Source organism: Geofilum rhodophaeum, assembly GCF_002210225.1.
Classification (GTDB): domain Bacteria; phylum Bacteroidota; class Bacteroidia; order Bacteroidales; family Marinilabiliaceae; genus Geofilum; species Geofilum rhodophaeum.
Genome location: NZ_MWUJ01000002.1, coordinates 123,922 through 143,207 on the forward strand (window position 1 = coordinate 123,922; position 19,286 = coordinate 143,207).

The following is a 19,286-nucleotide window of genomic DNA, read 5'->3' on the forward strand; positions in this document are numbered from 1 at the left end:
GAAATAATGACAAAAATACGTTTAACCAAAGAGTTTCGCTTTGAAATGGCGCATGCCTTGTACAATTACGACGGCTTGTGTAAAAACATTCACGGGCATTCCTATATTTTGCAGGTAACCGTTTTGGGGGTTCCCGAACAAAATCCCGCCAGTCCCAAATTGGGTATGGTTATGGATTTTGGTGATTTAAAGGCGATTGTAAACCGCGAGATCGTGAACGATCTCGACCATGCCATTGTCGTCAGCAATAAAGTTGCGCCAGAATTGATTGCCTCCTTAGGTCAAATGGGCGAACGTCATTTTATTCTGAATTATCAGCCGACTTGCGAAAACATGCTCATCGATTTTGTTGATCGTTTGCAAAAGGCTCTTCCTCCCCAAGTAGAACTCTTCAGCCTTAAGTTGCACGAAACGGCGAATTCTTTTGCCGAGTGGTATGCCCAGGACAATGCAACAGCATCACCTTTATCTTGATGTTTTTCGGAAATTTTTTATTGAGCGTTTCCTGGCAGGCATGTTCCACTTCGTGATAAAGTCTTTGGAGGTCGGAGGGGGCTAATAAACTTTCGGCTTCGTTGAAAAGTATAATCTTTTTCAGCGCTTTTCTTCCTCGCAGTGACAGTTTTGCTCTTTGGGCCAGTTCCTGAACATAAGCAGGGTCCAACGCAGCGTTTTTGCTGTGGGTATCGAGGGCTCCCCTTGCCAATTTTATGGCTTTTCCAGGCAGAATGCCGATGCTGATTTTTTCAAAGTTGCATTTTATGGCGCAGTGTATTGTCTCTCCGATCAAATTGCCATAGTGTACGAATGCTGTTTCGGTCTGGTCGCCAAAGATTTCTCTATAGAGGTTTTCTCCTCGTTGGCCCGCGGTAGCTACCAATTGGCGATGACCCATAGCTTTGGCGACTTCCATGTGTTTTTGCAGTGCCCCTACAAAGGCGCTGTGCGAATAAGGTCGTACGATTCCTGTGGTTCCAATTATGCTTAGGCCGCCTGTTATGCCAATTCTCGGATTGAAGGTTCTCTGGGCCAATGTGCGGCCTTCCGGAATGAAGGGACAAAGAATCCACCCGCCTTTGTAACCATAGCGTTGCGCCAAAATTTTTAGATTATGAACCATCATTTTTTTGGGCCCTTCATTGATGGCGGGCTCTCCGGGAGGGCAATTTAGCCCGGGTAGCGTAACCAGGCCCACGCCTTCTCCTCTTTCGAACCTTATTTCTGAAGAGGAGAGGAGTTTTACCCTGCATCCAATTACAGCAGCATGAGTTACATCCGGATCATCACCTGCATCTTTAATTACAGTACAACTTGCTGTATTGTTCAGTGGTGCAGCTTCTGCATAGATTTTTTGCTCTACCTCAGCCCCATCTGGCAGAAAAAGTTTGGTTTGCGCTGGACATTGGTTGGTCATTAGCCATTCAAATGCGCCCAAGGCTGCTGCTGTAGCACAAACTCCTGTGGTGTAGCCGTTTCTTAGGGGCAAGTCTGGTTGTCGTTTGGTTCGTCGCATTCGCAACAACAATTGATGGAGTTCAGAAATTTGATAAACCAAATGCGCATACCTTGGTAGTTTTGGTCGTTTTATAATCCATAAAGGCAGATTATTATACGCTGCTGTATCTATTTTTAGTTGAAGATATCCGCTGGTACCACTTTCTTTGCTTATGAGTAAAGAGGGATCTATATATTTCAGCATTTGATTCAAATTCTGTGCATTCAGATGGGCCGGAGCAGGGTGAAGATGGGCTTTTGGTACACCGGTCTGTAAGCCCTTCTGAAAGGAAAGTGCCGAATCGAGAATGCGAAAATGGATTTTGTGGGGGCTTTTGAGTGTTTGAAAATGACCTATGGTTTGTACACCGGTTAAGGCCAGAATGCGTTGTATGGGCAGTTTCTCGAGGGCGTCCATCATCTGGGGCCAGGATTCGAATACCCTCAGGTGTCGTTGCTCTAGAGACAGCTCAGGGCGTTCGATTCGGATGGCAGTAAGTCCGGTTATTTGTGCGGTGTTTGTTACATTCTTGTGTAATTGTTCTGCAAACGGATGGCCAGCGTCGATCAACAGACTGATATTTTCTTGACGGCATAATTTTACCATGGCAGGTTGGTCCAGTAGTCCCCATTGGTGCTTCCCCTTTACGCTTTGGTTGCCAGGTGTACGGGTATGGTACAGATAGGGCATTCCCAGGTGGTCCAGCAGATGCGCTGTTGCCCTTCCCTCTGTGGTGCCTCCAAAGAGTAGAATCATGGTCGAAAGAGGTGTTTAAAATCAGGATGGTACAACTGAGATTTCCCTTTCCGGTTATCGATGGCCTGGCCTACGACCAATAAGGTAGTAAGATGTAATTCGCTGTCTTGCATTTTTTCGGTCAGCTGATTCAGCTTACAGCGGATGATTTTTTGCTCTGGCCAGGTGAGTTTATGGCAAATGGCTACGGGGGTATGGGCCGGATAAGATTGCAGCAGGTCCTTTTGAATCTGTGCTGCCATGGCGGCACTCAGGAAAAGGCAGAGGGTGCTTTGCGATTTGGCCAGATTCGTAAGCGATTCGGCTGCTGGAGTAGGGGTTTTCCCCGCGACTCGGCTCAGGATGATGGTCTGGGTGCCGTTGGGAATGGTAAACTGAGATTTTAGCATTGCAGCAGCGGCCTGAAAGGAGCTGACGCCCGGTACAATGGCGTAAGGAATGGCGAATTGGTCTAAGACCGCCATCTGTTCCTGAATGGCTCCGTAAATACATGGATCTCCCGTATGCAGACGTACGACCTGTAGTTTGCGATCGCAAAATTCCTTCATTAAAGCGACTTGTCCGGGCAGATCCATTTCGGCAGAATTTTTAACGAGACAACCTGGTTTTACCTCGTGGGTAAGAATTTCCGGAACCAGGCTGCCTGCGTAAAGGAGCAAGTCGGCGGTTCTAATCAGTTTTTGGCCCATAACGGTGATAAAGTCGGGGTGGCCCGGACCGGCACCTACAAAATGAACAAAGCCTTTTCGCTCGTATTGGGACGACAAGGCCAGGGCGATGGTTGCACTTTGGGGCCCTGCTTTTAGCTTTTGTTTGCCGACGAGTAAGGTGTTTTGTGCCATTTCACAGGCTGCTGCCTCGGCTACCGAAGGACTGCCCGTCTCTTTTTCGGCCCGAATGGACGGGTGAGGTACCGTATGTTTCCGGAGGGTGTCGGCTTCAAAATAATGCAGGGGGACTTCGAATTTCTGACTCAAGACTTTTAGGGCTTTTTCTTCTTTTTTGAGGCTTATGGAACCTATGCCTGCCAGTGCGAGAGGGGAGAGTTGTTGTTGACTTAAACTGTCGCGTATTGTTTCGTACAGTAGAGGTCCTGAAATGTTCTTTTGACAACCCACGCCAAGGTAAAGTATGGGCGGTCGAAAAAATATACCTTCTTGATTATCAAATCTGTTGAATGGGCTGACGACAATTAAAAGTTCAAAGGTCTCTGGATGGAGGTCTTCTTGTTGATAAAAGCAGGTGACGTGATCCGGCAGGCTGTTTTCCAAATACAAGGTTCCGGAATCTCTGGCTTCGAGGAGGAGTGCAGTAGGAGCTCCGTTCACAAAACGGGCCATCAGCTGGTTCAGGTTTCCGCGCACTTCGGTTTTCCAACCAAAGCGCCGGGCGAGCAAATCCAGCGGCCACAGATTCAGACTTTCACTGGCTGTGCTCAGTACCGGCAGGGCACCCAGTCGCGCAGCCAGTTTTTGGGTTAAGCGGTTGGCATCGGCCTGGTGGCCGCCCAACACCGTTTGTACAAAGCGGCCCTGCACATCGGTATTGAGCAGCGCCGGGTCACTTTTTTTGTCTCTGAGATGAGGGACAATGTTGCGGACACAAATGCCCAGGGCTCCGATAAAAAGGATGGCCGAATAATTCCGGGTGATGGCTGCGAGGTCGGCTTCTTTTATGGGAAAGACATCGGCTTTCAGGCCGTTTTTAAGCAGGTCTACCGCTAAGGCCTGACCCGCAGCCGAAGCATAAAGCAGGGCCCATTGAGTAAGGGAATGTTTTTTTTGTCGCATGGCGTGTCGTTATTTTTCTTTTGGTTTTTGTGCAAGTATAATGTTTATGGGTTGATGGGGTGCAAGTTGCACCTGGTAGGAAGTAGTGATGGGGTATTGGTGCTGTGCCAACCATTGGCAAAAGCGCTCCTTGCTTTGGTTGCTTACCGCATTAAAGGCAAGTACCCCACCAACCTTTAATTGGTTGTGAATGACATCGAGGAGCGCAGTCATTTTTCCACCATAGCCACCCAGAAACACTGCATCTGGTCGATCTGTCTGCAGGCCCCCGCTGGATAAAAAGTCGCCTTCTACGATTTGAATGCCCGGAGCGCCAAAGCGACGTGCATTGGCTTTGATGAGTTGTTTGCTGTTGACCCTTTTTTCGAAGGCTGTGACCAGCAGATGAGGTGCCTGTAATTGTGCTTCAATGGCCATACTTCCTGTGCAGGAGCCCACATCCCAGAAGACCCTGCGTCGTGAAAGTTGCATGGCCGCCAATACGGTCAGGCGTACGGGCAATTTTGTTATCATGTTTGGTCGACCCTCCAGGTGAATAAATTCACTTTCATCCAGGCCTTTGTGTGGGCCAAAGCCGCTTTCTTCGCCGGCTTGCAACAGCAAGCAGTTGGGATGGTCAAAACTTTTGTCTTTTATTTCGTCAAGGGTTCCCTCCGTTATTTTTTCAGCCGTTCCCCCCATTCTTTCTCCTACCGTCATATGGTAGTGTCCATAGCCATATTCCAACATTCGCTGAGCTATGATTGCCGGTGTCTTTTTTCTGTCGGTGAGTATCGCCAGCTTTCTTTCTCCCATAAGCAGGCAACGATCCAGTTCCTTCCAGGGTCGGCCGGTTAAGGAAACACAACGGAATAGACCAAAGTTCTGCCTCAGTTGCATGGCCAAAAGCTGGAGGGAGCCGGGTGCAGGGTGGTTTTCTATTGTAGCCTCAGGGAAAGATCTTTGAATGGTATTGCCTATACCAAAAAATAAAGGATCGCCTGAAGCAAAGATCACCACTGTTCCGTCGACCTTGCTCAGTTGTTTAAGAAAGTCTTTCAGAGGCATCCGGATTTCGATCCAATGGTGTGTGGGTGGCAGAAGGTGCTTAACCAATTCATAATGACGAGTGCCGCCGGCAAACCAATGGTGACTCAATAATAGATTCCTGTGAACCGTTGCCCAGGCAAGTGGTGCTGCATCTGGCATTCCCACTAAAATATAATCGGGTTTGTTTCTTTGCATGTATTCTTTTTACATCCCTTCGCCTGGGTTAAAGGCTTCGGCCTGGTCCCAACTTAAAATTGCATTTACCAGGGTGGCAGCCAGATTACTGCCTCCCCGGTTTCCTTTTATGATGATCTTGTTTGTGGCGGGCAAACCATGTTTTAGTTCAAGCTTTGATTCAAGTACATTGACAAAACCCACTGGGGCAGCTATAATTCCTGATGGTTTCATAAGTCCTTTTCTGCTTAGTTTGATGAGTTCCCTGAGGCCGGTAGGTGCATTTCCGAAAACATATAAAGCATCGGGATGTATTTCCGCGGCTTTGTGCAAGGCCGCCTGGGCACGAGTGATGTTTTTGTTTTCTGCTTTTTCGATGACTTCCGGGTGCGAAATGTAGCAGTGCAGGTGTATGTTGTGGGGTGCCAATACTCCTTTACGAATTCCTGCTGCGGCCATTTCAGAATCGCACACTATATGTGTACTTGCATTCTGGGTGAGCCAGGCATGAAGTTGGCGTATGCTGTTGGCTTGTACCTCGATGAGGGGAGCCAGGCTGAAGTCAGCGGTGGTATGAATAGCATAAAGACTGGCCCAAAGGGTTTCTGCATCCATGTGGTCGGCTCCTTGCAATTGTTTTCGTATGAGGGAGAAGCTTTCCTTCATGATGCGCCTTCCTACTTTGCCTTTCTTTTTTGGCATATTGTTGTATTTGGTGGCGTAGCCTCGTGGCGTAAGAAGTTGTTTGTCAATGCTTTCGGTTTGACTATTGCCAATAATGAGGATCGAAAGCATATCGGCATCTTCTGCTTTCAGGTCTTTCAGTTGTACAATGCGCAGCTCCTGATCGCTGCGACCAACCTGCCGGGCTATGCCAACCGGAGTTTCTGCTTTTCGGCATTTTAAAAACACTTCCTTCAGACGCAGAAGTTGCCAATATCGTTCTTTGCTGGCGGGGTTGTACACTGCTGTAACAAAATCGCCCTTGGCGGCTGCCTCTATTCTGTTTTCGATGGTGGTCCAGGGGGTCAGTAGGTCCGATAGTGAAAGCACGCAGAAATCGTGACCCAGTGGAGCGCCAAAGAGGGCTGCGGCTGCAAAAAGGCTGCTGATTCCCGGGATTATTTCTAATTCGACCACCGACCGGCGCTCCTTTTTCATCTCAAGCAACAGTGGGGCCATGCCATATACCCCGGCATCGCCACTGCTGACCACTGCGGTGGCCAGGCCGCTTTCGGCCCTTTCGAAGGCGCTTTCGGCCCTTTCTCTTTCCTGCATCATTCCAGAACTGATGAGGGTTTTGCCTTCTATTGTTTGGTTTATGAGCTGCAGGTAGCGCTTGTAACCGATGATAACTTCGCAATGGTTAAGCGCGGCCAGAGCCTCTGTGGTCAGGTATTTTTCGTGGCCTGGCCCAATGCCAATGATGTATATTTTTGGGGCTTTCATTTCAGTTGGTTTTCAGTATTTCTTTTTGTTGGAAAAAATATCAGTAGGGAGAAGTAGGGCATGGTTCTGTTTTTAAGGTCACCTGCGTCGTGGGTGAAGAATTGTTCCGGCATACCTGCATGCTCGATGTAGAAAAAGGGTCGATCGCAAGCTGCCAGATGGTCGCTCCACGCGTGGTTCAGTCGAGCGGGTTTCATTACAACTACGCAGCTGTGGGCAGCCAGCTTCCGGTTTACTTCGTCAATGCTGTTTGGAGCTGCAATAATATACAAGCTTTCCTGTTCCTGCACCAGGGGATTTTGGGCCAAGGCGCCGGCGTGTAGCCAAGAGGTGATGCCGGGCACCAAATTACAGGGGTAGTTCGCAGCTTTAGCCCTCGACAACAGGTTCCCAAAGGTGGAATAGAGCATCAGATCCCCTTCGCTCACTACACAGACTGCTATGTCCTTGTCCAATTCTTTTTTTATCTGCAGCCAGGCACTGTCGTAATCCTTTGTTCGTTGGCTGGTTTGCATACTAAAAATCAGTGGCGACAGGCGGGCTTTAAAAGAGTGGGCTTCCAAAATCCGGAGGGCATAGCTGTGGAAACTGCCATCCTTACTGAGGGTGGCAGGGTAAAAAATAACCTGGGCCTTTTGCAGGGTTTTTAAACCCTTCAGCGTCAGCAAATCGGGATCTCCCGGACCGAGGCCTACTGCGGTCAATGGTATTCGTTGGGCGCGCGTTAACAGTGGTTTATTCATTGTACAGAATTTGGGTTATTATAAAAGTGCTTGTGGTCCTGGAAAAGTGATGGGTCTTGTTTCATTAAAAGAATAATTTTTTGAAGCAGTGGTTCTATGGAGGGACTCTGAACCAGACTGGTTTCATCGTAGTGCAGATGAAACAGCGGCACTTCGTGGCCCGTAATTTTTACATGGAGTGGATGAGGATGGTTGGCTGGTGCAGGGGCAATGCCGTGACGGGCCAGTGCCCGTCGCAGTAGAACATAGGGATAGCCATGGCCTTCTACACGGAGTTTTTGAAAGCAACTGTGGCGGACCTGAAACAGGCCTGTTTTGGGATCCATTTCGATGCCGTGGTTTTCGAAGAGCGATTGCAGTTTTCCTTGCAGTAAAAGGTCTTCGGGAGCACCTGTCATTATTCCGGGGCCCTTTCCGAGTAACCAAAGTCGATCGGCCATTTGTAGGGCCAGGTCCAGATCGTGTGTAGTGAGCAGAATGCTTTTCTCGTGTTGCTTGCAAAGTTTTCGAAGCAAATGCATGACGCTTACTCTGGCCGGAAGATCTAAAAAGGCGGTGGGTTCGTCGAGTACGATTAGAGGAGTGTCCTGTGCCAGAGCCTTGGCTATTAAAGCCTTTTGGCGTTCGCCATCACTGAGTTGATTCAGGGGAGACTCCCTTTTGTGGGCAATTCCGGCCATTTCCATGGCCGTCCAGGTTTTTTCATGATCGGCGGGTTTCATCTTGCCCAGGAAATTAGTATGTGGACTTCGGCCCAGGGCCACCATTTCGGCTACGGTAAGCAGGGGATTATCTACCCGATCGGTGAGCACCACAGCGATTTGACGTGCTCGTTCTTTTCGGTTGAGCATTTCAAGGGGTCGACCGTTTATTTGGATATGTCCCGATAGGGGAGGAAGGAAGCCGCACAGACTTTTCAGGAGGGTGCTCTTGCCACATCCGTTGGCACCCAGTAAGCACGTTAGTTCGCCCCTGCGCAGCAGGGCCGAGAGTTGAGTGCTTACTTCTTGTGTTTTCCGGTTTTGGAGGTAACCGGTAGTCAATTGATTAAAGTTTAATAGGGTGGACATGTTGGTAGCTTTTTAATGCTGGAAGCGGCGCGACAAAATGAGGGAGATGATTACGGGAGCACCAACAAAGGCGGTGACCGAGTTGATGGGCAGGGTGGCGTCCATGCCCGGTAAACGTGCTGCGAGGTTACAGAGCAGGGCCGTGGCTGCACCCAAAAGCAGGGTGGCCGGCAGAAGGGTTCGATGATCGCCCGTACGCAGGAGAAATTTGCAAAGGTGGGGTACGGCCATTCCAATGAAGGCAATGGGACCGCAGAAAGCGGTTACTACTGCTGTGAGATAGCCTGCCACCAGCAAGATTATTATACGCGCTTTTGCGGTGTTGAGGCCCAAATTGGCGGCATAGTTTTCGCCCAGAGCCATTAGATTAAGGGTTTTTCCAAGGGTCAGCAACCCCAGTGAAGGGAGCCCTGCCAGCAGAATGAAGATTACCGCCCTTTGGGGAGATAGGCGGGCAAAGCTTCCCAGTCCCCAAATGATGTAGCTGTGGAGATCTGTTTCGGAACTGAAAAATTTGAGCATGCTTACCAGCGAACTCGACAAATAGCCCACCATTATTCCTATAATCAGGATGCCCAGGGTACCGGGCAGACGCAGGGAAGTTCCTAAGATGAGCAACAAAATGAGTAGCGCTCCTGTGAAGGCCGCAGCAATGACCAACAACTCGCCCCAAAGTGCAAAATGTCGGAACAGCGTGCTGAGTTGGGGACCTGCCAGCAGAATAACAAAAGCAACGCCCAGACTGGCTCCGGAGGAAATCCCCAGTACCGAGGGCCCGGCCAGAGGATTTCTGAATAGCGTTTGGAGCATTAAGCCAGCCAGCGCCAAGGACATACCTGCTCCCGTGGCTACAAGCGCTTGTGGGAGTCGGGTACGTGTCACGATATTAGCATGTATTTCTCTTTGCCATTCGTCGCCCTCATCGCCCCCAAAAAAGAAGTCCAAAGGAATGTTTACCGAACCCCAAACGAGGTTGGCCAGGAAGGACAATGCAACCAGGAACAGCAAAAGCAGGAAAAGAAGGTTCTTCTGCGGGAGGATCCGCGTTTTTAGGGGGATAAGCGTAGGGCGCATCAGTTTATTTTTTGGTAAAAGAAAGGTTGATGATGGGGCAATAATTGGGGATGAAAGTGATGGATGTAATCGGCCAAAATCCAATGGGGCTTAACCGGTCCCAACTCGTAGTAGGGCCGGTCGTGGATGTTGCAGTAAATGATTTGTCCATTTTTAAAGGCGTCAAAAAGTGGGTAACGGTGGTCTTCTGCGGCAAATTGGCTGAGGCTGTAGTTGCCGGGTACGTTGGAATAGATGCGCCAGAAATCGGCCCGGGCAGCCCGCTGGTACACTTGTTCAAAGTCGACCCTCAAGGCGCCGCGTTCCAGGTTGTCGGCAAAAAGGTAGGAGGCTCCGGCATCGGCAAAATAGTGGGCGTAAAAACTCTTTCCGCCCGGCACATACCAAACATTTCCTTTTAATCGACCCGAGAAGATGGTGGGACGCTGGTCGATGGAAGCCGTAAGTTTTTTCAGTTGCAGGTAGGCTTTCTCAGTTTGGGCAAAAAGGCTGTCGGACCGGTGCACTTCAGATACAAAGCGACCGAATAAGCGCAGCCATTCTGCTCTGGCCAGTGGAGTTTCTTCGTAATAGGCAGGCACGGGTACCAGCGGAAGTCCCAGATGCTGCAAGGCTTCGTAACCGCCTGTTTTATAGGGAGACACGAAAACCACGTCGGGTCTTAAGGCCATCAGCAATTCTCCGTTGAAATGACCCTCCTTGCCAACTTGAAGGATTTCACCATTCAGAATACGGGCCCTGATGGTGCTGTCGTTCAGGTGACGAAAGCTGTTAACGCCTACAATTTTATCGCGGGCATTTAGTTCCAGGAAGTACCCCATGTAGGTGCTTGAAAGGCACACGATTCGCTTTAAGGGCAGCTCTAATGCCGTGGTGCCATCGGGGGCCTTGGCCCCAGGCTCCATCAATGCCACTCTGGCAAGGACCTGGGTTGAGTCGGCCGGTTCCATCAGGTAAATGAGCGTTCCTCCGGCTATGGCCTCTATTCGGAATCCACTTGCATATTTTATCTCAGTTTGCCCAAGGGACTGCTGTGGTGACCTTGCCGGAGACGAACAGGCGTTCAGGAGGACCAGGATCAGCCCGGCCAAAAGGCGGTTGTTTCCTTTTGTTTTCATGACAGTGGGGATTCAGCGATTGAAAGCAATTTGAAGACTCAGTTGAAGGCGGCGCCCCGGATCGATGTTTGCGTAGTTGCTTCCGAAGGGGCTGTTGTCGGTTTGGTCAAAGAGGTTGCGAATGCCCACGCCCAGGGTCAGGGGCAGTTTGGGATGTTTTTTGAAGGTATGCAGACTGTTTAAGTCCCATTGCTGATAAGCTTTGCTGTTGCCATCTGCAAAATATTTTTCTCCTTCGTAGCGTCCGTTGAGCGAGAGTCGAAGTACGTAGCTTTGCCAGGTGCGGTTCCAGCCCAGGCGACAGGTGGCTGCATGTTCGCTGATTTTCGGTAGGGGTAAGTAGGGGGCTCCAGCTTCGCTGCGACCGCGGGCATGGGTATAGCTGTAGGCCAGCGACAATTGGAAGTCTTGTGCAGGACGCCATTCCGTCATGGCCTCCACTCCGCGGGTGTAGGTTTCACCCAGGTTTTGGTAGCGCTTTTTGTTGCGGATGCCTTGCTGATACTCACTTTCGGTGATGACTTCATCCAGAAGCTGGAGCTCAATCATTTTGCGTATGTCGTTGTAAAACCCGCTCAAGACCAGGGAGAAGTTGGTTTTAACGTACTCGGCAGAGAGACTGGTGTACATTCCGGTTTCAGGCTCCAGCTCGGTGTTCCCGTAGGTTTGTAACCCCCGTGACGATAAGGCAGAATAGTAGAGTTGAAGCAGCGTGGGCGTTTTGTAACCTGCGCTCACATTGGCTCTGAAGCGAAAGGGCCCCGGTTTGTATTGAAGCGCCACCTTAGGCGCACTGTGGTGACCGTAGTCTTCGTGAAAAGAGTGTCTGAATCCCACCACCAGGTCCAGCTGCGGCAATGCAGCCCATTCTTCCTGGATCCATAAGCCCAATTCTTGTTTTTGTACCTTCCCGGTTCGCTGCACCCCGGTCTTAGGTAAATTGGGGCTCTCCATGTGATGGCCCTGCCACTCAGCCCCAATAATCAGTTGCTGCATTTCGCCGGGAAAAAGCTGGGCAACCAGGCGCAGCTGGTTGAGTCTTTGAAGTTTTGATAAATCTTCCTCTCCTTGTTTAAATCCGTCGGTCTCCTGGGTAAACACTTTGGTATAGCTGAAGGTCTGGCTGGTGGTTTCCAGTTTTAGCTTTTGTTGTCTGGCTAGTTGCCAATTCAGGGCGGCCTCCCATTGGTGATCATCAAAACGGTAATCGTTGCTGTAATGGGCGGTGGGTCGAAACAGTTCTCTTTTGTACAAAGCTCCACCCACTTGCACTTCCAAATTTTTGTAGTTATAGACCAGATGCTGATCCAGACGGAAATCTTTCTGGGGGTGCATAGCCATTTTTTTAGTGGGCACCTTTTCTTCTTTCCCCAGTTCCCAGGGACTCAACTGCCAACCGTCGGTGGTTTTGAAGACAAAACCGGTACGGCTGCTGAATCCCTCTTGCTGCCATTGTACCGATGTGCTGCTGCTGCGTGTCCCGAATGCAGAAATTCGGTTCACCGAACTTCCTTGCAAAGGGTTGATCAGCTGGCTGCGTGTAATGATGTTGATCACTCCTCCCATAGCATCGGATCCATAAAGGGCAGCTGCCGCACCCTTAACTATTTCAATTCGTTCTACCTGGTCCATATCGATGCGACTCAGGTCGACGCTTCCTGAAAAATCGCCAATTACCCTTCTTCCGTTGAGCAAAATAAGGATGTAGTCGTTCGATAGTCCATTCATGCTGAGGTTGTTGCCCATTACATTGGGTTGGGTGCTGAAGGAGGGGCTCAACATACTTAAGGCATCTTCGAGAGAGGCGACTTGCAGCGTTTCTATTTTTTGCCGGGTCAACACTTCGGTTTGTATAGGACTTTCGCTCAGGGCATGAGGCGTTGAGGTTCCCGTAATAACGACTTCGTTCAGCTCGTGATTGATGAGACCAGCAGGAGGATTGGGTCCGATATTCTGGGCTTGACTTTTGTTTGCAATGGCGCACAGCAAGGCCAGTGCAAGCATTTTGAATGTTTGCATAAGTAGGTTTAGTAAGTGATTGTCAGATGATTATTTGTAAGCCTTGGTGCTGTTTAAGGAGCGCTGGCCTCAGCAGTTTTCGCTTTTTTTATCCAACGGTCTACGATTTCCGGTATGGCTCCCAGCGGAAGGGGGTGAATTTTTACCGTATAACCTTCTGCTTCGAGACGGGACTTCCAGCTGTCCGATTCCGATCCGGCCATATCGCGCACCACGTGGTCGCCCGCTACGGTCAGCAAGGGCATCACCCAAACGGTTTTACATCCTTTGTCGCTTAAAATTCGAATGGCTCGCTCCAAATCAGGAAAGGCCTCCAGGGTCCCTAAAAGCATTAAGGGGTCTTCTTCCTGCAGGTAGAGTTGGAGTCCGGCATAACTGATATTGGCACCGTGGCCCGTACCATGGCCCATCATTAACCAGGCCTCTTCCGGCTGACGATGGTTTAGGCTGTAACGGGTAAGAATACGGGCAAGCTCCCGGTAATCTTCGTCCGAAGCAAGCAGAGGCCGGCCCAGGTGAATCCTCTGCAGCCCCTTTGGTAGGCCTTCCAAGGCTCGCACAGTCTTTATCAGGTCATGGTATTCGTGCCCCCCGATTACATGCAAGGACTGCATGCTCACCTCCTGGTAACCTTCGTCAGCCAGGCGGGCCAGCGCACTTGCCGGAGAATCGATATGGCGTCCCTGGCTGCGCCATTTTTTGCGGACAAAGGCTGCTGTAAAGGCCCACCGGATATCGTAATCGGGAAAGGCCTCCGCAAAACGTTTTTCGATGCTTTCATAGGTGGCCCAGGCTTCGGGAATGCTTGTTCCGAAAGCGGTCAATATCAGGGCTTTTCGAGGTGTTTGTGCAGGTGTTTTCATGGTACAGAGAATTGGCAGCAGCAAAAAGAACAACAAATAAAACCGAAAGCGGTTGCCGATGGATGGCCATTGAGCTCTTGTTTCTTCGGGTTCAGGCATGACAAAGTGTTTAAAGTTAACAATTTAAAGCCACGATTCCCTGCTGCCTATATATGGGCGCCCATGAAAAAATGTACAGAATAAAGGGGTGATGTCACCAGTTTGTCCTGAACATCTGCTTCTAATCCCGGAAGCAAAGAAATTCGTGTAAAGCTATAAAGGCAGGTCTTCTGACTTTTCCGATTTTCAGCTGCCTTCCCACATTCGCCTTTAAAAAGGCTTACTGCAGTGGCATGAAGAGCTGAAAGCATTTCTGTCGAACGACAGACGGAATTACAGCAGCGGGTACTGTTGCCGATTTTCACGGCATTCCCTTACAATCCCCCTTCGAACAAGAAGGATTTACCAATAGCTGGGGCAAATATAGAGCAAACTTTTTGTTTGTTCCAAATCCTTTTGAAGATTTTTATTTTGTGTAGTACAGGGGTGGTTATGGCTATTTGCCTTTGAATGTGTAAATTTAGCAGCTAAACTATTTTGTAATGGCTGAAGACAGAAAAACACTTTTTTTACTTGATGCTTATGCCTTGATATTCAGGGCTTATTATGCCTTTATCCGGGCGCCAAGGATCAATTCGCGGGGACAGAATACCTCTGCCGCCTATGGTTTTACCAATACCCTGCTCGACATACTTAATAATCAGAATCCCAGTCACCTGGCTGTGGTTATAGACTATGCCGGTCCCACCTTTCGCAATGAACTCTACAAGGAGTACAAGGCCAATCGGGAAGCTACACCGGAAGACATCAAAGCAGCCGTTCCCTATATCCGGCAGATACTGTCGGCCATGAATATTCCTTTGCTTGAAATTCCCGGTTTTGAAGCCGATGACGTCATCGGTACCCTGGCCACAAAGGCCAGTGGCACCGGCTACGATACCTATATGGTTACTCCCGATAAGGATTATGCACAGCTTGTTGCAGAGGATGTTAAAATGTACAAGCCCAAATCTCGCGGCAATGATGTAGAAATTTTGGGTCCCGAGGAGGTAAAGGAGAACTTCAGGGTACAGCAGCCCATAAACGTGATTGATGTATTGGCGCTCTGGGGCGATACGGCCGACAACATACCGGGTTGCCCCGGTATTGGAGAAAAGCGCTCCAAGGATCTGATTGAGAAATATGGCGACATCGATGGCGTATATGCCCATATTGATGAGCTCAGTGGCAAACAAAAGCAGAATTTGTTGGACTTTCGTGAGCAGGTAGAGTTGGCCCGGAAACTGGTCACCATTGTTACCGATGTGCCGGTAGAGGCAGAAATTGCCGATTTTGAACGAAAGGCGCCCGATCTGGATGCCCTTAAGAAAGTGCTCGACGAGTTGGAGTTTCGGAGTCTGTGGGAACGCATCGGTGGCGGCAAAGCAGCTCCCGCCAAAAGCAACCCGGCGCAGGGGTCTTTGTTTTCGGAGGAGCAACTGCCCCAGGCTGCCGTTGCAGAAACACTTAAAACTATAGATGAAGTAAAGCACAATTATTATCTGGTCGACAATGAAATGGCCTTGGAGTCCCTAGCTGTGGAGCTGGGTATGCAGGAGGCCTTTTGCTTCGATACAGAGACCACTGGTTTGGATGTGCGCGACAGCGCTCTCGTCGGCATCGCTTTTTCGTGGAAGGCGCACGAGGCCTATTATGTCCCACTGTCCGCCCAACGCGAAGAGGCGGCGAAAGTCCTTGCCGTATTGCAACCTGTTTTGGAAGAAGAGGGAATACAGAAAATCGGGCAAAACTTAAAGTTTGATGCCCTTATGCTGCGCAGCTACGGCATTAAACTGGCCGGTCCCTTTTTCGACACCATGGTTGCGCACCATCTGGTGCAGCCCGGGCAAAGACACAATATGGACCATCTTTCCGAGATTTACCTCGGTTACAAACCCGTTTCCATCGAAAGTCTGATAGGTGCCAAGGGTAAGAAGCAGGGCAGTATGCGCGATGTACCCTTAGCGCAGGTGAAAGAATATGCCGGAGAAGATGCCGATTTGACCTTTCAGCTGCGGAACTTCTTACAAAAGGCCCTGGAAGAGGAGCAGCTTACTTCCTTTTTTACAGAAGTAGAAATGCCTTTACTTCAAGTTTTAATTGAGATGGAGGCGGTGGGCGTGAAGATCGATGTCCCGGCTCTTCAGGAATCGGGTAAAGTTCTGGAAGAAAGGTTGACGGCGCTCGAAAAAGAAATCATCAGCATGGCCGGTCGCGATTTTAATGTAAACAGTCCCCGTCAGGTTGGAGAAGTCTTGTTCGAAGATTTAAAGATCGATGCCAAAGCAGGTAAGACAAAGACCGGACAATTCAGCACCAATGAAGAGACCTTGCAAAAGTTGCGCGATAAGCATCCCATTATTGGAAAGATTTTGGAACAAAGAGGGTTGAAGAAACTCTTGTCGACCTATATTGAAGCCTTGCCCAAGCTGGTCGATCCTCAAAGCAGTCGCCTGCATACCAGTTACAATCAGGCGCAGGTGGTTACGGGTCGACTCAGCAGCAGCAATCCCAATTTGCAGAACATTCCTATTCGCGATGAGGAGGGGCGGGAGATTCGTAAGGCTTTTACGGCCACCGATGCAGAGCATGTGTTTTTGAGTGCCGACTACTCGCAGGTGGAGCTGCGGTTGATGGCACATTTGAGCGAGGACGAAGGTATGTTGGCGGCCTTTAACAGGGGGGAGGACATCCATGCCGCTACCGCTGCACGCATTTTTAAGTTGCCTCTCGAGGAGGTCACCAGCGATATGCGACGTAAGGCCAAGACCGCAAATTTTGGCATTATCTATGGCATTTCGGCCTTCGGCTTATCGGAGCGACTCAATATTCCGCGGAGTGAGTCTAAGGCCATAATCGACGGCTATTTCGAAAGTTTTCCGGGGGTGAAACGTTATATGGAGGAGAGTGTGCGACTGGCTCGTGAAAACGGCTACGTGCGTACGCTTTTCGGACGTAAACGCCATTTGCCCGACATCAACTCCCGCAATGCGGTGGTTCGTGGTATGGCCGAACGCAACGCCATCAATGCACCCATACAGGGAACGGCTGCCGACATCATTAAAATGGCCATGGTCGCCATTCAAAATAAACTTAAGTCCGGCAACTTTGGCGCTCGTATGATTTTGCAGGTGCATGATGAACTCAACTTTGACGTGCCCCGCAAAGAATTGGAGGCGCTTAGGGGCCTGGTGAAAGAAGCCATGGAGCAAGCTTGCAGCTTGAAGGTGCCCCTGGTGGTGGATATGGGTGAGGGCAGCTCTTGGTTGGAGGCGCATTAAAAGAACCCAAACACAAATGCTATGGATCTTGTATTGCTTATTTTGGGGATTTTATTTTTGATGGCCGGCTGGGTCGGTTGTGTGCTGCCCGTGTTGCCCGGTCCCCCGCTGGGCTATGTAGCCCTGTTGTTTTTGCATTGGAGCCGCTGGGGCGATTTCAGTCCTTCTTTTTTACTGTGGTCTGCAGTGGCTGCTGTGGTTGTTACGCTGCTCGATTATGTGGTGCCCATTTGGGGCACCAAACGCTTTGGCGGCAGCAAGGCCGGAGTTTGGGGGGCCACTTTAGGTTTGCTGGTGGGTTTGTTTTTTGGTCTGCCCGGTATTATCCTGGGTCCTTTCCTGGGTGCCTATCTGGGCGAAGTGCTGAACAGCAGCGATTCCAATCATGCCTTCAAGGCGGCCTTCGGCTCCTTTGTGGGACTGCTTACCGGGGTTTTGTTGAAATTGGTGGTAACTGGGGTATTTACCTGGTACTTTTTCGTGGAATGGCTGTTTTAAGGAGGAACCGGGGTGCTTTTTTGAAGCGAGCAGAACCCGACGCCTTAAGCACTTAGTCCGTAGAAAAAAATAAGGGCGTAGTCGCAACAGCGACTACGCCCTTCTCTATTTCGATTGACATGCCTTAATTGTAACGCCGGTCGCCGGCATGACTAAGAATGCTTCCTTGGAGCATGCCCTGGTAGGCGGCGGCATCGTTGAGGGTGCCCACAGCTTTCTTAATCTCCTTGTCGAAGCGCAGATTGTAGAGGATAGCTCCACGTTGGTAGTAATAGCGGCGCATCAGCTCCATAGCCAGCAGTTCGCTGACTTCGTCCTGGGCCAACTCCAGGGAGCGTTCAACGTTGGGCTGCAAAATTTTTTCCAATTCGGCGAAGGCTTCCTCACCCAGTTCATAGTATTCTTCTTTCTGGGCAGCGCTTTTGAGTTTCTTAAATTGGTCGTTTGATTCCGATTCATATTGAAAATCGTCCAAACTCTTTACATAGCCGATGAAATTCTGGTAGAGCTCATCGCTTACTGAAAAGTTTTGCGGTTGTGGAATACTGGTGTTTTTAACGACGTATTCCGTAGCAAAGTCAAAGATGCTTTGTTGCATCATAAGGGCTATGGTAATGTTGCTGTACTTTTCAGGTTCAAGGGTTACATCGGGCGAGATGCCGCCACCATCGAGTACCACCCGGCCGCCCTTGGTCTGAAATTCCTTCATCAGCGAATCGGGAATCAGGGCCACACTGCCGTCTTCGTTGCGCTTGGCATAGTCCACCGCCTGAATGCAGCGGCCGCTGGGAATGTAGTATTTGGCGGTGGTTACTTTAAGGCTGGAATTGTAGGCCAGACTGCGGGTGGTTTGCACCAGGCCCTTGCCAAAGGAGCGTTGACCAATAATCAGTGCCCGGTCGTGGTCCTGCAAGGCGCCGGCTACAATTTCGGAGGCAGAGGCCGATCCGCGGTTGATCATAACGGCCATAGGCATCAGGGTGTCGATCGGCTCACGGGGGGCCCGGTAGGTTTTGTCCCATTGTTCAACCTTGCCCCGGGTACTCACGACCTCACTGCCCCGGGGTAAAAAGAGGTTGGCAATTTTCACCGATTCGTCCATCAGGCCACCGGGGTTGCCCCGCAGATCCAGTACCAATTGTTCCATGTTCTGGTTCTGCTTTAGGTCCTTAAACGCCTTCTCCACTTCTGCGGCGCAGTTTTGGGTGAAGTTGTTTAAAATGATAACGCCGGTTTTTTCATCGAGCATCCCGTAATAGGGTACAGGATTGATTTGAATGACGCGTCGTTCAATATTGATTTCTAACTCTTTATCTGATCCGGGGCGTTCTACGGTTACTTTCACTTCAGTGCCGGCCGGACCTTTAAGTTTTTCACTAACCTGGCCGGTTTCCTTGCCCTCCATGGTCTCTCCGTCAATTTTTAGGATGCGGTCGCCTGCCCGGAGTCCCGATTGCTGCGCCGGCATGCCCTCATAGGGTTCCGACACCACCACAAAATCGCCCCGTTTTGTAATGAGGGAGCCTATGCCGCCATATTCTCCGGTGGTCATAAAACGGAAATCGTCCATATCTTCTTCGGGAATATAGGTGGTATAGGGATCGAGCGATTCCAACATGGCTTCGATGCCTGTAGTGATCAATTTTTCCGGGTCGGTTTCATCTACGTAATAGCTGTTCAGTTCCCTGAACAGGGAGTAAAAAATATCCAGATTTTTTACTATCTCAAAATTCCGTTTGTCGTTGCCTGCGGCAATGAATGTTACCGAAATAACCAAACTGGCCAGGATGGTTGCCACCCAGCCTCTGGGGCTTAATCCACGTCTTCTTGTCATTGTTTTTGCTTTTTT

General features: G+C 49.9%; 14 protein-coding genes and 1 riboswitch. Of the genes, 3 read left to right on the plus strand and 11 right to left on the minus strand.

The window, feature by feature from the left end; all coding sequences use genetic code 11:
- The first annotated feature begins 6 nt into the window (after positions 1-6).
- A complete protein-coding gene (locus B4W65_RS02975) occupies positions 7-474 on the plus strand; it encodes a 6-pyruvoyl trahydropterin synthase family protein (RefSeq protein ID WP_088653636.1) in 468 nt (155 codons plus the stop codon).
- Here the strand turns inward: B4W65_RS02975 and cbiD are convergent.
- From cbiD to B4W65_RS03025, 10 genes are read right to left on the minus strand one after another with little or no spacing between them, the layout of a single operon-like run.
- The gene (cbiD, locus tag B4W65_RS02980) at positions 398-2,251 is read right to left on the minus strand and encodes a cobalt-precorrin-5B (C(1))-methyltransferase CbiD (RefSeq protein ID WP_088653637.1); all 1,854 of its coding nucleotides are present in this window, start codon (positions 2,249-2,251) and stop codon (positions 398-400) included. The two genes, B4W65_RS02975 and cbiD, sit on opposite strands and share 77 nt — an antisense overlap.
- Entirely contained in the window at positions 2,248-4,041 is a 1,794-nt protein-coding gene (gene cobM, locus B4W65_RS02985) for a precorrin-4 C(11)-methyltransferase (RefSeq protein WP_088653638.1), read from the minus strand. Before cobM ends, cbiD begins: the two co-directional genes overlap by 4 nt.
- Positions 4,042-4,050: 9 nt before the next feature.
- Positions 4,051-5,265: a precorrin-6y C5,15-methyltransferase (decarboxylating) subunit CbiE gene (gene cbiE, locus B4W65_RS02990; RefSeq protein WP_088653639.1), complete on the minus strand. Its 1,215-nt coding sequence runs from the start codon at positions 5,263-5,265 to the stop codon at positions 4,051-4,053.
- A 9-nt stretch (positions 5,266-5,274) separates the two neighbouring features.
- Positions 5,275-6,693: a precorrin-3B C(17)-methyltransferase gene (gene cobJ / locus B4W65_RS02995; RefSeq protein ID WP_088653640.1), complete on the minus strand. Its 1,419-nt coding sequence runs from the start codon at positions 6,691-6,693 to the stop codon at positions 5,275-5,277.
- On the minus strand, positions 6,690-7,436 hold the full coding sequence (gene cobI, locus B4W65_RS03000; RefSeq protein ID WP_088653641.1) for a precorrin-2 C(20)-methyltransferase: 747 nt from the start codon (positions 7,434-7,436) through the stop codon (positions 6,690-6,692). Before cobI ends, cobJ begins: the two co-directional genes overlap by 4 nt.
- Positions 7,433-8,506 carry an ABC transporter ATP-binding protein gene (locus B4W65_RS03005; RefSeq protein ID WP_088653642.1) on the minus strand — a complete coding sequence of 358 codons (1,074 nt, stop codon included), beginning with the start codon at positions 8,504-8,506 and terminating at the stop codon, positions 7,433-7,435. The genes cobI and B4W65_RS03005 overlap by 4 nt, the downstream gene beginning before the upstream one ends.
- Before the next feature lie 12 nt (positions 8,507-8,518).
- Complete coding sequence (locus B4W65_RS03010) at positions 8,519-9,580, minus strand: iron ABC transporter permease (RefSeq protein ID WP_088653643.1); 1,062 nt, start codon at positions 9,578-9,580, stop codon at positions 8,519-8,521.
- On the minus strand, positions 9,580-10,698 hold the full coding sequence (locus B4W65_RS03015; protein ID WP_088653644.1) for an ABC transporter substrate-binding protein: 1,119 nt from the start codon (positions 10,696-10,698) through the stop codon (positions 9,580-9,582). Before B4W65_RS03015 ends, B4W65_RS03010 begins: the two co-directional genes overlap by 1 nt.
- A 12-nt stretch (positions 10,699-10,710) precedes the next feature.
- On the minus strand, positions 10,711-12,717 hold the full coding sequence (locus B4W65_RS03020; RefSeq protein ID WP_088653645.1) for a TonB-dependent receptor plug domain-containing protein: 2,007 nt from the start codon (positions 12,715-12,717) through the stop codon (positions 10,711-10,713).
- Positions 12,718-12,770: 53 nt separating this feature from the next.
- Entirely contained in the window at positions 12,771-13,679 is a 909-nt protein-coding gene (locus B4W65_RS03025; RefSeq protein WP_088653646.1) for a sirohydrochlorin cobaltochelatase, read from the minus strand.
- A 143-nt stretch (positions 13,680-13,822) separates the two neighbouring features.
- Positions 13,823-14,044: riboswitch (cobalamin riboswitch) on the minus strand.
- Between the two features lie 117 nt (positions 14,045-14,161).
- On the opposite strand from B4W65_RS03025, the gene polA reads away from it, so the two are divergent.
- Both polA and B4W65_RS03035 read left to right on the plus strand, forming a co-directional pair.
- Positions 14,162-16,939, plus strand: a complete 2,778-nt coding sequence (gene polA, locus B4W65_RS03030; RefSeq protein ID WP_088653647.1) for a DNA polymerase I — start codon at positions 14,162-14,164, stop codon at positions 16,937-16,939.
- Between the two features lie 21 nt (positions 16,940-16,960).
- A complete protein-coding gene (locus B4W65_RS03035) occupies positions 16,961-17,437 on the plus strand; it encodes a DUF456 domain-containing protein (protein ID WP_088653648.1) in 477 nt (158 codons plus the stop codon).
- A gap of 124 nt (positions 17,438-17,561) precedes the next feature.
- Here the strand turns inward: B4W65_RS03035 and B4W65_RS03040 are convergent, their stop codons facing one another.
- The gene (locus B4W65_RS03040) at positions 17,562-19,271 is read right to left on the minus strand and encodes a S41 family peptidase (protein WP_088653649.1); all 1,710 of its coding nucleotides are present in this window, start codon (positions 19,269-19,271) and stop codon (positions 17,562-17,564) included.
- Positions 19,272-19,286 lie beyond the last annotated feature (15 nt).

What these genes read in the sequence shown, in the direction of transcription:
- cobJ (WP_088653640.1), bottom strand. Translation starts at nt 6,693, where the DNA reads ATGAAAGCCCCAAAAATATACATCATTGGCATTGGGCCAGGCCACGAA.
- B4W65_RS03015 (WP_088653644.1), bottom strand. Translation starts at nt 10,698, where the DNA reads ATGAAAACAAAAGGAAACAACCGCCTTTTGGCCGGGCTGATCCTGGTC.
- cobI (WP_088653641.1), bottom strand. Translation starts at nt 7,436, where the DNA reads ATGAATAAACCACTGTTAACGCGCGCCCAACGAATACCATTGACCGCA.
- B4W65_RS03035 (WP_088653648.1), top strand. Translation starts at nt 16,961, where the DNA reads ATGGATCTTGTATTGCTTATTTTGGGGATTTTATTTTTGATGGCCGGC.
- polA (WP_088653647.1), top strand. Translation starts at nt 14,162, where the DNA reads ATGGCTGAAGACAGAAAAACACTTTTTTTACTTGATGCTTATGCCTTG.
- B4W65_RS03010 (WP_088653643.1), bottom strand. Translation starts at nt 9,580, where the DNA reads ATGCGCCCTACGCTTATCCCCCTAAAAACGCGGATCCTCCCGCAGAAG.
- B4W65_RS02975 (WP_088653636.1), top strand. Translation starts at nt 7, where the DNA reads ATGACAAAAATACGTTTAACCAAAGAGTTTCGCTTTGAAATGGCGCAT.
- cbiE (WP_088653639.1), bottom strand. Translation starts at nt 5,265, where the DNA reads ATGCAAAGAAACAAACCCGATTATATTTTAGTGGGAATGCCAGATGCA.
- cobM (WP_088653638.1), bottom strand. Translation starts at nt 4,041, where the DNA reads ATGCGACAAAAAAAACATTCCCTTACTCAATGGGCCCTGCTTTATGCT.
- B4W65_RS03040 (WP_088653649.1), bottom strand. Translation starts at nt 19,271, where the DNA reads ATGACAAGAAGACGTGGATTAAGCCCCAGAGGCTGGGTGGCAACCATC.
- B4W65_RS03005 (WP_088653642.1), bottom strand. Translation starts at nt 8,506, where the DNA reads ATGTCCACCCTATTAAACTTTAATCAATTGACTACCGGTTACCTCCAA.
- cbiD (WP_088653637.1), bottom strand. Translation starts at nt 2,251, where the DNA reads ATGATTCTACTCTTTGGAGGCACCACAGAGGGAAGGGCAACAGCGCAT.
- B4W65_RS03020 (WP_088653645.1), bottom strand. Translation starts at nt 12,717, where the DNA reads ATGCAAACATTCAAAATGCTTGCACTGGCCTTGCTGTGCGCCATTGCA.
- B4W65_RS03025 (WP_088653646.1), bottom strand. Translation starts at nt 13,679, where the DNA reads ATGCCTGAACCCGAAGAAACAAGAGCTCAATGGCCATCCATCGGCAAC.